The following is a 14,743-nucleotide window of genomic DNA, read 5'->3' as shown; positions in this document are numbered from 1 at the left end:
ACAAATAAACCTTATTAAATGTTCCGTTATTATATACCCTTATTAAGTGTTTTTCTTTTATTTGCGAGTTGTAATGTTTGTGCTCAGAAATTAATTCCGGTTTCGAAGGGATGGTCTAAAAATTCGGTTAATGCAGTTGTATTTCGGCAGAATTCGTTGGTGACTCAGAACGGGATGCAGTTTATAGCTTACTATAATTCTGAAGGATTTTTAGAATTGGGGAAGAGGAAGTGTAAAACGGATCAATTTACAACCTATACTACCTCTTACAAAGGGAATGTAAACGATGCGCATAATTGCATTAGTATTATGCTGGATGGTGATGGTTATCTTCATGTTTCCTGGGATCATCATGGGAATCCTTTACGATATGCCAAAAGTATACAGCCCTATTCGTTGCAGTTAGGCCCTAAAATAGAAATGACTGGTAGTAATGAAACGAATGTAACTTATCCACAATTTTTTAGAATGCCAAATGGCAATCTCATATTCATGTTTCGTGACGGGCAATCCGGAAAAGGTAATTTAGCGATGAATTTCTATGATCGTAAAACTAAAACATGGGTTCAAATGCAAAGTAACCTTATTGACGGCGAGGGCCAGCGAAATGCTTACTGGCAGGCTTGTGTCGATCAGCAAGGTGTTATTCATGTTTCCTGGGTATGGCGCGAATCTCCTGATGTGGCTTCCAATCATGATTTGTGCTATGCGCGGTCCAAAGATGGAGGAATAAGCTGGGAGAATTCTCAAGGCCAAAAATACTCACTTCCCATTACAGCAGCTACAGCAGAATATGCCTCACACATACCTCAAAACAGCGAGCTGATAAACCAAACATCAATGACAACTGATGAAAGAGGACAGCCGGTTATTGCAAGCTATTGGCGTGAGCAGAATTCTGATATTCCACAATACCATATAGTTAATTGTAGTAATGGTAAATGGAATACAATCAACCTAAACTTTAGGAAAACGCCGTTTTCATTAAAAGGAGCTGGAACCAAACGTATTCCTATTTCCCGACCTCAAATTTTAGCAAAAACAAAGCATAAAACATCCACCTTTTATCTGATTTTTAGAGATGAAGAAAGAGAGGCAAAGGTGTCAATGGCGATTGGGAATACATCAGAACAAGGAAATTGGAAAGTGGTTGATTTGACTGACTTTTCGGTTGGATCATGGGAGCCGTCGTTCGATACGGAATTGTGGAAAAATAAAGGAATAATTAATCTTTTTGTACAAAAGGTGGAGCAGATTGATGGAGAAGGAAAGGCTGATTATGAACCTCAGATGGTGAATGTTCTGGAAGTAAAGAAAATTGACAGATATTCAAAATGTGATACTGTGCCGGTAAAACTTAGAAAGTAAATAAGTAAAAAAAAAAAGCATTGTTTCATTCATTTTAATGAATTTGTCTTAAAAAAATCAGCAAACCTGCTTAAACCGAAACATTATAATGTTTTAAAAATAGCTGCAAGTGTTGATTTTAAAGATTTCTTATACATTTCAAAATAAAAGCGATTCATATTTAAGTATGAATCGCTTTTAATATTTATCTGTGTTTTTGTTTTACTTCGTATTCTGATCGATAATCAGCTTAATAGCCCTTTGACAAGCCGGACAAAATTTATCGTGACGGGTGAACATGATACAGTTGGGAGCACTTCGGTATAAGCCTGTTGACTTGTATTGAGCTCCTTCAAAAGCACCAACTTTACCGCTGTATTTCATATTTGCCAAAAGCTCATCATCCCACGATCTTTGTTGTATGAAGAAATTTTCCATTATTTTTTCATCAACCTTTGCTTTTCTTAGCTCAACTCTTTTTTTCTGAACAGCAATGCTGTGTTCATCGTACTTCTCCTTTTCCCAGGGAGTTGGTATTGGAGTGTCTGGTGTTACAATATCCTTCCATTTTATAGTTTCAGGATCAGCATTGGCAGTTACGTTTAGTTCCCAAGGTTCCAAATGCTTGGCATCCATTTCGTAAGCCGTTGCGGATGTGTAGTATTCATCAGCCAAATCAGCAAAATGATGTCCGAATTCATGTACGAATAAATATTCCTGAAAAGCATTGTCAACAGCTGCTGTGATATACAAGTTATAGATACCGCCACCACCATAAATAGAATCATTCATTAAAATAGCTGTAAATTCGTAAGGAACTGCCGCCGCCGCATTGCGAATTGTTTTGTTGTCGAAACCTAAAGCGTATCGTTCCGAATCGAAAGCACCGTAAGTAACCGAAAGTGCCGAACGTTTATGAATATCCTGATGAGGATGATTTACTCCTGAATCGGGAGATGGTGTTTCCACAGCTCTGATCGAAAATTTATCCTTAAAGGAAGCATATGGCTCTGTACTTAAAAGAACTTCCGCAAAACGTTGTGCGTCCTTTTTAAATTTACCCATATCTTCTTTGGCGTATCCTTCTCCTAAAACAACAATGTCAACTTGATTTTCAGGCTTACCATTCACAACAATATCAATCGTATTATAGTGATTTTTTACGGGGCTGGAGAAAGAACGGTAATGCTTTGGATTTACTTTATAGGTCCATACAGGATCAAAACCATTATTAATATTGCGTTTAAATACAGTGATGTCTACTTCATTTTTCGGCCATGGAAAACGAAGTGATTCCTGAAAACTTCCCCATTCGGTTTTTGCCTCGGGCGTAGTTTCCCATTCGCCGTAGATGCTTGCAAATCCTCGGGAATAAAGCAACTTACCTGTTATTGGATCTTTTACTTCGAAACAATATTTCCCCAGATTTAGTTCGTCGATTAGTATGGTTTTACTGCCAGACCATTCACCATCATTTACCATTTGATCGAAGGCGAAGTGTTCTTCACCTGAATTCCCTACATGATTATAGTCCAGACGCATAGTAGCACTCGTAAAATAATCAGCATATTGAGCCATTGATGAGAAGGAGATGCCAATTAGCATAAGGGTAAATACAAAAATCTTTTTCATATGATTATAATTTTAAGTTTTTGCCATATGGTCCCGAAAGCTTTCGGGATTACCATGCTGGAATAATCATCCTCTTGTAGGATAAATTATCCTTGGCATGTACGTTTCATAGTATTTTGTTTTTTTGTGTTTCGCAGATGTTGCAAGTTAATGATTATCTGTTTTCCGAAAAATGCGATTCGTCATATCTGAGCGGAGGTCTTAAATTTGATAATAAATTAGGAATTAAAAGCTTTCTTGTTTCAAATCATTGACTTTACTGAATTTCTATTAAATTTAGTTTTTCAAAAATAAAATCATTTTATGATAGGAACACTGGTTAATGTAATTGCCATATTGATAGGGGGAAGTTTGGGACTTTTGTTTCGGACCAGGATTCCCGATCGAATGTTTAAAATTGTTTTTCAAGCTATTGGTATTTTTACACTCTACCTTGGCGTGAACATGGCTCTAAAAGCGAACGAGCTGTTGCTGATGGTGTTCAGTTTGGTGGTTGGATCATTAATTGGCGAGTTTTTACGTTTAGAGGATCGGGTTGAAAATTTGAGCGAGTTGTTGAAACGGAAAATAGGAAGTAAGGATGATAAATTTTCAACCGGATTTGTTACATCATTTATGCTGTTCTGTTTGGGAGCAATGACAATATTGGGAAGTATGGAAGAGGGAATGGGCAAGGAGCCGACTCTGCTGTTAACTAAATCGATGATGGATGGATTTTCAGCTGTGGCTTTAGCTGCAGTTATGGGAGTTGGAGTTTTATTTTCGGTAATTCCTTTGCTGATTTATCAGGGAGGATTAACCTTGTTGGCGGCCTTGTTTGGGGGAGTAATACCGGAAGCCATAATCACCGAAATGGCAGGTGTTGGCGGCGTTTTAATCATCGGATTAGGCATTAGTATTTTAGAAATAAAAAAAATAAAGGTTTTAAATATGCTTCCTGCCTTATTAGTGGAAGTGCTGCTGTGCTATATCTTTTTAACTTAGAATAAGTTTGATATTTGTACGGATTGGTTTTGAAAGATTAGAAGAGTAGCATATACCAGTCGGTATAAGATCTTTTCGTAGATTTGTAATCAGAAGAAAACGCTTTAGGCAATCAAAATACATACGATTTGAAAGAAGAAATAAAAACTGCTCTAATTCAGTTATTTGAAGAATGGGCTGATGACAGAGTAATCGAAACGGAAATTTTACCTCAATCAGGTTCCTATCGCGAATACATCCGGTTAATAGGAGAAAAGAGAACGGTATTGGGAGCTTTTAATGCTGATAAAAAAGAGAATGCTGCTTTTCTTAGTTTCAGTAGGTTTTTTGCAGAAAAAGGTCTTTCAGTTCCGGAAATTTACTGCGAAAATAACGAACAGGATATCTATCTTTTGCAGGATTTAGGCAATACAACTCTGTTCGATTATATTTTGCATTTAAGAGTTGGAGAAGGTTTTGCCAACGATTTGGTGCAGATTTATAAAAAGATCATTTCTCAATTGATACGTTTTCAACTCGAAGGAGAAAATGGATTGGATTATAGTGTTTGTTATCCTCGGGATAGTTTCGATAAGCAATCTATGATTTGGGATTTGCACTATTTTAAATATTACTTTTTAAAATTGGCAAAAATTCCATTCGATGAGCAGCTGCTCGAGAACGATTTTCAAAAATTCTCGGATTACTTGTTAGATGCTCCCCGTGATTATTTTTTGTATCGGGATTTTCAGTCAAGAAATATCATGCTGGTAAATGGTGAGCCTTGGTTTATCGATTATCAGGGAGGAAGAAGAGGAGCCTTGCAATACGATTTGGCTTCCTTATTATATGATGCTAAGGCAGATCTTCCGCAGGATGTTAGAGATGAACTGTTAGCCTTTTATCTAAAGGAGATTCAGAAAGTACAGACAGTAGATCCAAAAGCTTTCACTTCCTTTTTTCAGGGATATGTGTTGGTTCGCATCATGCAGGCAATGGGAGCTTATGGATTTAGAGGTTTTTACGAAAGAAAAGATCATTTCTTAAAATCGATTCCATTCGCATTAAAAAATTTGGAAACCATATTGGGACGAATGAGTATTCCTGTTGAATTGCCTGAATTGGTGAAAGCACTAAAAGCTGTTATTTCTTCAGATTTTTTGAAAAGCGTAGGTAGGGAAGAAAAACCAAAACTTCATGTTGAAATAAATAGTTTTTCGTACCGAAGAGGAATTCCATTAGACAAAACAACCAATGGCGGAGGTTTTGTTTTCGATTGTAGAGCCATTCATAATCCGGGAAGATATCAGGAATACGTTGAGATGACGGGGAAAGATCAGCCGGTAATTGACTTTTTCAAGGAGCGCAGCGAAATGGATGAGTTCCTAGGTTCAGTATATAGTATTGTCGACATGAGTGTTGATAAATACATCAGTCGAAATTTTGCCAATTTACAGGTGAACTTTGGCTGTACCGGAGGAAGACATCGTTCCGTTTTTTCGGCAGAGAGTTTGGCAAAGCATTTACGGGAAAAGTTTGATGTGAATATCAGTTTAAGGCACATTGAACGAGAAATAGAAGGAAGTTAATATGGGCAATAAACGTTGTAAATTATCACCGAAGGAATACGCAGAAAAAGTATGCAATTCGGAAAATTTTGTTTGCAAAAAATGCAATCGGGTGGCTAAAAAAGCCAAAAGTTTGTGTGATGCGAAAAAGAAAAAGTAATAACTCTTCACTGATAATTGAAAAGATGTTGAATGCAATGATTTTTGCGGCAGGTTTGGGAACCCGCCTAAAACCTTATACCGATTCGAAACCAAAAGCATTGGTTGAGTTGGCAGGAGCACCCCTTTTGGAAAGAGCAATATTAAAATTAATTGAACTTAAGGTAGATCGTATCGTTATTAACGTGCATCATTATGCAGATATGATTGAGGGTTTTCTCCAAAAGAATAACAATTTTGGTGTTGATATTCGTATTTCAGACGAACGAGAAGAACTACTGGATACAGGAGGTGGATTAAAGAAAGCCGCTGATTTATTTATTCCTGACGCACCCGTTTTAATCTATAATGTAGATGTTTTTTCTTCCTTGAATTTATCTGAATTAATCAATTTTCATAAACTGACCGGGGCATTGGTAAGTATGGTTATGCGCGAAAGAACCAGCAGCAGATACTTGTATTTCAATAAAGATAATCAGTTAACAGGTTGGAAGAATTGTAAAACCGGTGAGGTTAAAGTTGCCAGGGAAGAGATGAATGAATCTGAACCAATGGCTTTTAGCGGAATTCATTTGATTAGTCCGAAACTATTTCCCTTAATTACAGAGGAAGGTAAATTTTCCATTATCGATTTGTATTTACGCTTGGCAAAGAATGAAAAGATTCTGGCTTTTAAAGACAGCTCAAAAATCTGGACAGACCTTGGTAAACCTGAAGATTTGGCTTGGGCAGAAGATCATCTGAAATAATTTGTCTATTTTTGGGCTCAATTTAATAAAAACTGGAATATCGATATCACTTCTTAACAGAAGATACTAGAGCCGTGCACCAATAATTTATATGGAAAAAATAAACTTACAGGATATCATTTTTGTTATCAACCCTCACTCCGGTACCAATTCGGGTAAGATTCTTGAGAAATTTAAAGAGCTTGCTCCTAAAGTTGATTATTTTGTCAGTAATTCTTTGGAGGAATTTGATGTTTTTTTGACCGCTAAAGCGGAAAAATACAAAGTACTTATTATTTGCGGAGGCGATGGTACCATAAATACGACACTTAAATATCTGATTAAATATTCCAAGCTAAAATTAGCTGTTTTACCTAATGGTTCAGGCAATGGTTTCGCCCGTGAGTTAGGTTTTGATGGCGATATTAAAAAATTACTGGATCAGATTTTAAAAGGTGGAACTGAAAAAGTTGATGTCATAAAGATAAACAATGAACTATGCGGCAATATGGCTGGTTTAGGCTTTGATAGTTATGTGGCAACTGAATTTGAAAAGATGCCTGCACGAGGACTAAAGACCTACGTGTATTGCACCATTCAAGCGCTTTTAAAATACAAACCCATACAGGCGAAAGTCAATGTTAATGGTTCTGTTATTGAAGGCAAATATCATATGATCAACATTGCTAATACCCGGCAATTTGGGAACAATGCTTTGATTGCTCCAAAGGCTGTCTGCAACGACGGCTTGTTCGATTTGGTTTTGATAAAAAAAATTCCTTTTTATGTAGTGCCAAACTTCGTAGTTCGTTTGTTTTTAGGAAAGTTGAAGAATTCAAAATATGTGCAGTTTGTAAAAGCCAGTAGTTTGGTAATTGATTCAAATTCTGAAACTTATCATGTAGATGGCGAGCCTAAAAAATTGAAGGAGACTCTAAGTATTGAAATTTTGAAACAGATTGAAGTGGTGAAAATGAAAATGTAACATTATAAAATAGAGAAGCATGTTAGATTGGTTGCTTAGTTTAGACAAAGAATTGCTGTTGTTTTTCAATGGCCAGCACAATCCTTTTTGGGATACATTCATGATGTTGACATCGGGGAAAGTAATTTGGTTTGTATTCTATTTTGTGATAGTTGCTGCTGTAATCAACACATTTGGCTGGAGAAAAGGAACTTTAATTATCCTAAGCATACTTCTGGTAATTGTTTTAAGTGATCAAATTGCTTCGGGAGTGTTTAAACCTATTTTTAAACGATTCAGACCTTCCAGAGATCCATCATTTAGTCATTTAGTGCATATTGTAAAAGGATATACGGGTGGAAAATATGGTTTTGCATCATCGCATGCATCAAATTCATTTGGCTTGGCGGTGTTTGTTTCCTTGTTGTTTAAGAATCGGATAACAAGTGTATTTGTAATTTTCTGGGCAGTTTTGGTATCCTATTCGCGAATTTATTTGGGGGTTCATTATCCTGGAGATATAATTGTTGGCGCATTAATAGGAACTTTATCAGCCTATTTTGTGTATTCATTGCTGCAAAAATATTCTAAGCCAAGTTTAATTTGCAAACCGAAGCAGCGAACTCATCCTATTGCGGGAATTCATCAAATTGCACTGTTGGGCAGTCTGCAAATTATAGTAATGCTTTTGTCGGTTTTTTATATCCTAAAATAACCGATAAGCATATTTTTAAGTTGATTAATTGAATGATTTCATGAAAAATAGATTGTTTTATTTACTGTCAGCCGGGTTGTTTTGGATGGCGTTTTTCTTTGTTTTCCGATTGCTGTTTGTATTGTATCAATGGGATTTGCTGGAGGGGCAGTCTTTTTTCGAAATAGCAAAGGCTTTCGTTTCCGGTGCACGTCACGACTTATCCTTAATGGGATATATTCTTCTTTTGAGCGGACTGATTTTGACTGTAACATTCTGGTTGCCGGCGAAAAAGTTAAAAGGTCTGTTTACCGTTATCTATTCGGTAGTTGGTCTTATTTTCATCATGATTTTGATTCCTAATTTGGAGTTGTATCGAAATTGGGGCTTTCATTTGGATGCAACAGTGTTAAGTTATCTGAAAACTCCAAAAGAAGCGATGGCTTCAACTACACTTTCAACACATCTACTGCTGTTTGTTCTGTTCATTCTTACATCAACAGCCTCATACATTTGTTTACGAAAGTTTGTAATTGTAAACCTTGAAAAGATCAAACCGATCAATTACAAATGGATTCCCGTTCTATTATTCATTACCGCTGGTATGATTATCCCGATAAGGGGAGGTTTTGGTATTGCTCCTATGAATGTTGGATTTGTATATTTCTCTCAAAGTACTTTTGCGAACCATGTAGCGGTAAATCCGGTATGGAACTTTTCTTACTCATTAAAGAAGATTGGAAAAGATGGGAAACAGTTTAAGTTCCTGAATGAAGATCAGTTGAAAAGTACGATTGCCGGCTTAAAATGCAATCCCAATTCTGAACGGCTGCAGGTGATTAAAGGCAAGAAACCTAATGTTGTTGTGGTAATGCTCGAGAGTTTTACCAGTAAGGCAATTGGTTCATTGGGAGGATATCAGGGAGCAACGCCTAATTTCGATGAATTGACCAAAGAAGGTGTTTTGTTTTCTAATTTTTATGCAATTGGCGATCGTTCAAAAATCGGAATTGTTGGATTGCTGAGCGGATACCCATCCTTGCCGCAGCGCAGTGTTATTTCCTATACCAAGAAAACTCAAAGCATTCCAAGTTTATGCCGGAAGTTTACGAAACAAAATTACTCTTCAGCATTCTATTATGGCGGCGATATTCGTTTTGCGAATATAAATTCATATCTCATGAATACCGGCTTTGATCGATTGGTTACCATGTTTGATTTTTCGGAGGATTTATACAATTCAAAATGGGGCGTGCATGATGAATATGTATTTGAAAGATTGCTAAAGGATATTAAATCGGAAACGAAGCCATTCTTTAAAGTATATTTCACCTTAAGCAGTCATGAGCCATTTGATGTTCCTATGGAAAAGGTGATTAAAGGAAACAGCGAAGATGAGCGGTTCTTAAATTCGGTTAATTATACCGATAAATGTTTGGGTAAATTCATTGCTGATTTCAAAAAAACAGAAGCCTGGGAGAATACAATACTGATATTGGTTGCCGATCATGGTACCAGATACATTGATAAAAGTGTACCAAGTGATTTTATAAAGTATCAGATACCCATGTTGTGGTTAGGTGGTGCTTTAAATCAAAAAAATCTTGTTGTTGACAAATTTGGATGTCAGCCGGATATGGCAAATACTCTCTTGTCTCAGTTAAATATAAATGCCGATGAGTTTATTTTTGGAAAAGATTTATTGGCCGCAAATCAGAAAGGATATGCCTATTTTGATTACAACAACGGTTTCGGTTACATCGACGAAAATGAAAGAAGTGTATTCGATTTAACTTCGAATAAATACATTCATGAAGAAGGTGAAAGTGCAGATAACAGAGAAAATTGGAAAGCCTTATTGCAGTATTTGAATGAGGATTTTCTGGCTAGATAGTAAGCCATACAGCAAACAAAAAAGCCGTTCAATTTGAACGGCTTTTTTTGTGTCTTATACCAGCTTAACTTTTGCCAACCGCCTGTTTCCGAAAGCTGTTTCCCAAAAAAAATTAAGGAAGAATTGGCCGTTGCTGAAAATCCTGCTTAAAATATCAGCTTGTCATGCTCTGACTATATACAAGCCGTTCTTGTCAGAGTATGAATTGATTTTAAAGGGACTATTTTATAAGATGAGTTTTGATCTGGATTTGGTATTTCGTATAGCTTGTTCCCCTAATGTTTCTATGTGTTGAATGTCTTTTAATGGATGATTAATTGACTTTTATTTCGCTTAAGCGGATAATTTGGAATTAATATTCGACCTGCATATTTGCATGTTAAATAAAGATGTATTAAGTTTAGGGGTGATCATAAAAATAATTAGTAGATAAGTAGGGGAGAAGGAGGATAAAGATTATTTGTAAGAGTTAAGAGGCGTGAGATGGATCAAATTAAGTAATTGGGATTACAATTCACTCACCTTGGTGAGATTTTATTCATAATTTAAATCAAATAACAATGGCAGGAAAATTAAATGATGCTATGTCCTCCGAAGTGCATATAAACAGTGCGCTTCGTCATTCCCGAAGATGCAAACAAACAAAAGGAGCCACTGAATTGGCTGGTGCAATTGATCCTTTTATCACCGATTTGGAAACAAAAAGCAGTGAAACCAAAAAGGAAAAGTTATTGCACGACAACACCTACGACGATTTGGTGTTTAACTCGGGTGGATTGGATGATCGGATCAGAACCATATCGGATACGGCCAAGCAATACGACAGAGAAAATCCTGGTCGCCCGGTTCATAAGCTATTATTTCCCAATGGAGGATATTCCACTATTCTTCGCTTTCCGATCACAAAAAAGGTAGATGCAGCAGAAGAAATACAAGAGCGCATCAAATCGTTGGGAGAAGAACATGTTTTGGCTGATCAATTGCCTCTTTTAAGCGAAGCCATAAGCAAAGTGCGAACTTCCATCGCTGCATTACAGCAGGCCAATACCAAAGTGCGGACGGCTGTTGCCAACGAAGAAGTGGCACAGGCCAACTTGCGCAGGCAATATGAATTCAATTACCTCGATGCCATAAAGATGTTTGGCAAAACTTTTGCCAACCGCCTGTTTCCGAAAGCTGTTTCCCGAAAAAAAATTAAGGAAGAATTGGCCGTTGCTGAAAATCCTGCTTAAAATATCAGCTTGTCATGCTCTGACTAAATACAAGCCGTTCTTATCAGTGTATGACTTGATTTTAAAAGGGACTATTTTATAAGATGAGTTTTGATCTTAATTTGGTATAAGCTCTCAGAAAAAAAGAAAAGTATGCCGTGTAAACTTGCATGGCATACTTTTCAAAAATAAAATACCTCTTGCAAGCTTTCATAGCATACTCTCAAAATTAAAAATGGCTCGTGCAGCATTACAAAGCCTATTTTAAAAATACAGAATGTACGATGTAGGCTTACATGTTATACTTTTCAAAATAAAAATAGTGTATTTAAGATAACATGGCATACTTTTCAAAACAAAAACAGGCTTTGTAAGCTTACATGCATAGCTTCACAAAACAAAAATGTGCTTTGTAAGCTTGCCGGTGGTGTTTGATAAAAAAAAAAGATTAATTATTAAAACAACTTAATGATGAAAAAATTATACTTGATACTAAGTCTCGTACTGTTTAGTTTTATTGCTAATGCTTCTATTACAGGTCAAGCAGAAGGTCTCTGTCCCAATGATAGTTATTGGTACAAATGCAATTATCAAAATGATGATTTATATGAATGGGTATGGACGGTTAAGGGAGGTACTATTAATAATGGTAGCACTTATTCAGATGCTTGGGTTTCATGGAATGATACCAATGAAGAACATTATGTAAGAGTAAGAACATATAGGATTGCGTACGATAATGATGGCAATAAGACTTTGCATGAAATAGGTGACAGTAAAAAGATAGTAAGAGTTATGTCGCTAAAAGATGTGCTTCCTGCGGGGTTCACAAAAGGCGACTTTAGCATTAATCCCGGTGATAATACTCCTGTTACATACACAATTCCACTTTTGTATTATCCTGAATGTTATGAAAATATTGAGAAACCAGTAAATGATTATGAATGGATAATTCCGGCTGGTTGGGAATACAACGGTACAATTAGCGATGGAACTACTCCAATAAAAACTCATAATATTAGTATTACAGTTATTCCAGATAATTGTACTGGAGGTAAAATAAAGGTTCGTGGTGTTCCTGAATGTACTGGCCAGTCTAAATCGGAATATAGATCAAAAACAATTATAAGAAGTGATAACAATATTGTAAGTTCCATCTCCACAACCGTATGTGGCAAACCAAAAGAAATTACTTTGAATATCGGAAGTGTTCCAAATGCAATATACCAATGGACAAAACCTGCAAGCTGGACTTGGACAAGTGGGACTAATTCAAATGTTGTTAAAGTAATGCCTGATGGTCTTTCAGGAGGAGCTATATCGGTTATTGTGAATGGTTGTATTAGTTTGAAAGAAAGTAAAACAATCACGCTAAAAGATTGGGATTCTATTGAACCTATACCAAAAATTACCGGAGCAAAAGTCCTATGTACTGGTGGAGGTACGTATTCATTGCAAAATGCATACTCTAATACAACAACAATTACATGGAGTGCAAGTCCTGCTTCCCTATTTTATGGCTCTATATCGGGAAGTGGTACCAGTGCTTTCCTTAAAGCAAAATCATCTACAGTGAGTGGGGCTGCAGAGATAAAATTTATATTGCGCAACCAATGTGGAGGTGTTCATGAAGTGAAATACGATGTATGGGTGGGGAAACCTGAACTTGATGGTAATATCTCAGGTAGTAGTTCTGTCAGCTGTAACAGTATGCATATCTACGATTACTTAGGAATGATTGAGGGTGAATCTTCAACACGTTGGGTAGTAGGTCTTCAATTTAATGATATCAGCAATTCGAATGGTTATCAGTTATTTGTTAGTCCTATTAATAACGGAGATGGATATGTGACATTTGTAGCCTCTAATAGCTGTGGAGAAGATATCTTGTGTAAGCCTGTTAGTGTTTCAGGTTGGGATTGTGAATATGGAGTTATCAATAGACCCTCTCGCTATTCTTGTGGAGGTAGCGGTGGAATGTATATGGCTATTTTTCCAAATCCGGCTAACGAATATACAGAACTCAACTTATATTCGAGCAACGAATTATCAGATGTTCAGAAGAACTCCAAATCTACAATTAGTATTCCATACAACGAGTTATCACAAAATATGGATGAGTATGAAATTCAAATTTGGCATGAAAGTAAAGGTCTGGTAAAACAGATGAAATCTTGTGATAAAAGATTACAAATTCGAACCAATAATCTTCCCGAGGGAACTTACTTTTTACTTGTATTTATAAACGGTGAAGTTCACAAACAACAATTGATAATTAAGCGATAACAGTATTTTTTGCAAATAAAAAGAGGCTGTCCATTATTTTGGACAGCCTCTTCTGTATGTAATTGTTTTCAATTCTTAATCAATAACTCCCGAGCCAATCAGTTCCCCTTCATCGTACCAGGCAGCAAATTGTCCTGAAACAACAGCTCTTTGTGGCTCATCAAAAAGTATGTACAAACCTTCATGTTTGAAGTAGATGGTTCCTTTTTGCAAAGGCTGCCGGTATCTAATTCTGATATCGTATCTTCTTTCGCATTCCTCAGTTGGCCTTAAATCTTCACGAATCCAATGCACTTCATTTTTAGGAATAAATAAAGCCTTGCGGGTTAGCAACGGATGTCCGTGTCCCATGCCAACGTACACAATGTTTTTCACCACATCGGTTCCAATCACAAATAATGGCTCTTTTTTTCCGCCAACATTAAGTCCTTTTCTCTGACCAACAGTAAAGAAATGGGCGCCGTTGTGTTCACCAACAACCGTTCCATGTTCCGGTTTAAATTGATAAGGAGCAGAAATAGCTGTCAAAGCTTCTGATTTTGGAATGATCTCATCAGCCTTATCTGGCATAATTTCAATGATCTGTCCCTTCATGGCTTTCAGCTTTTGCTGCAGGAAAACAGGCAGATCAACTTTCCCAACAAAGCAAATGCCCTGAGAATCTTTTTTCTCGGCAGAGGCCATTTTTTCACGACGGGCAATTTCCCGAACCTCAGGTTTTATAATGTGTCCGATAGGAAACATCGCTTTTGACAATTGTTCCTGCGATAACTGACAAAGGAAATAAGACTGATCTTTATTGTTATCAGCTCCGGCGATTAACCGATGAGTCTCTTTTCCATCCTTTATAATGGTTTCCTTTTGGCAGTAGTGTCCGGTAGCCACATAATCAGCTCCCAGTTCCAATGCTTTTTTCAGGAATACATCAAATTTTATTTCGCGATTACAAAGTACATCCGGATTGGGAGTACGCCCTTTTTCATATTCCGAGAACATGTAATCGATAACTTTTGCACGGTATTCCACACTTAAATCCACAAAATGAAATGGAATTCCCAATTTTTTAGCCACCATTTGAGCAAACAGTACATCTTCTTCAAATGGACATTCTTCGGATTTTAACCCAACCGTATCGTTCCAGTTCTGCATAAAAAGCGCTTCCACCTCATATCCCTGCTCAATTAGTAAATGCGCAGCAACACTGGAATCCACTCCACCCGACAATCCGATTACAACTTTTTTCTTCATTCGTAATTTCTCCTTCTTTTCAGAGAGCAAAAGTATTCAATTTTTGGCT

The 14,743-nt window shown here is 36.7% G+C and carries 11 protein-coding genes; 9 read left to right on the top strand and 2 right to left on the bottom strand.

From position 1 onward, the window contains the following. Positions 1–18: 18 nt before the first annotated feature. Positions 19–1,368, top strand: a complete 1,350-nt coding sequence (locus ACY0M5_RS17885; protein WP_461630113.1) for a BNR repeat-containing protein — start codon at positions 19–21, stop codon at positions 1,366–1,368. 201 nt (positions 1,369–1,569) lie between these two features. Here ACY0M5_RS17885 and ACY0M5_RS17880 read toward each other — a convergent pair whose 3' ends face one another. Continuing rightward, on the bottom strand, positions 1,570–2,979 hold the full coding sequence (locus ACY0M5_RS17880) for a M64 family metallopeptidase (RefSeq protein WP_461630112.1): 1,410 nt from the start codon (positions 2,977–2,979) through the stop codon (positions 1,570–1,572). A 303-nt stretch (positions 2,980–3,282) separates the two neighbouring features. On the opposite strand from ACY0M5_RS17880, the gene ACY0M5_RS17875 reads away from it, so the two are divergent. The 8 genes from ACY0M5_RS17875 (at position 3,283) to ACY0M5_RS17840 (ending at position 13,446) form a co-directional block, all read left to right on the top strand. Beyond that, entirely contained in the window at positions 3,283–3,963 is a 681-nt protein-coding gene (locus tag ACY0M5_RS17875; protein WP_461630111.1) for a DUF554 domain-containing protein, read from the top strand. Positions 3,964–4,091: 128 nt separating this feature from the next. Then, positions 4,092–5,531 (top strand): RapZ C-terminal domain-containing protein, encoded by a 1,440-nt coding sequence (locus tag ACY0M5_RS17870; protein WP_461630110.1) that lies wholly within the window; start codon positions 4,092–4,094, stop codon positions 5,529–5,531. Positions 5,532–5,650: 119 nt separating this feature from the next. After that, on the top strand, positions 5,651–6,418 hold the full coding sequence (locus ACY0M5_RS17865) for a nucleotidyltransferase family protein (RefSeq protein ID WP_197092631.1): 768 nt from the start codon (positions 5,651–5,653) through the stop codon (positions 6,416–6,418). Positions 6,419–6,509: 91 nt separating this feature from the next. After that, a complete protein-coding gene (locus ACY0M5_RS17860) occupies positions 6,510–7,382 on the top strand; it encodes a diacylglycerol/lipid kinase family protein (RefSeq protein WP_461630109.1) in 873 nt (290 codons plus the stop codon). Between the two features lie 19 nt (positions 7,383–7,401). Beyond that, a complete protein-coding gene (locus tag ACY0M5_RS17855) occupies positions 7,402–8,076 on the top strand; it encodes a phosphatase PAP2 family protein (RefSeq protein ID WP_461630108.1) in 675 nt (224 codons plus the stop codon). Between the two features lie 40 nt (positions 8,077–8,116). After that, positions 8,117–9,949 carry an LTA synthase family protein gene (locus tag ACY0M5_RS17850; protein WP_461630107.1) on the top strand — a complete coding sequence of 611 codons (1,833 nt, stop codon included), beginning with the start codon at positions 8,117–8,119 and terminating at the stop codon, positions 9,947–9,949. A gap of 560 nt (positions 9,950–10,509) precedes the next feature. Next, entirely contained in the window at positions 10,510–11,181 is a 672-nt protein-coding gene (locus ACY0M5_RS17845; RefSeq protein WP_461630106.1) for a hypothetical protein, read from the top strand. Between the two features lie 450 nt (positions 11,182–11,631). Beyond that, complete coding sequence (locus ACY0M5_RS17840; protein ID WP_461630105.1) at positions 11,632–13,446, top strand: hypothetical protein; 1,815 nt, start codon at positions 11,632–11,634, stop codon at positions 13,444–13,446. Between the two features lie 75 nt (positions 13,447–13,521). Here ACY0M5_RS17840 and mnmA read toward each other — a convergent pair whose 3' ends face one another. Next, positions 13,522–14,694, bottom strand: a complete 1,173-nt coding sequence (gene mnmA / locus ACY0M5_RS17835; protein WP_461630104.1) for a tRNA 2-thiouridine(34) synthase MnmA — start codon at positions 14,692–14,694, stop codon at positions 13,522–13,524. Positions 14,695–14,743: the final 49 nt, after the last annotated feature.

The sequence above is a fragment of the Labilibaculum euxinicum genome (genome assembly GCF_963678175.1).
Classification (GTDB): domain Bacteria; phylum Bacteroidota; class Bacteroidia; order Bacteroidales; family Marinifilaceae; genus Labilibaculum; species Labilibaculum euxinus.
This window is presented reverse-complemented; position numbering and strand designations above follow the sequence as displayed.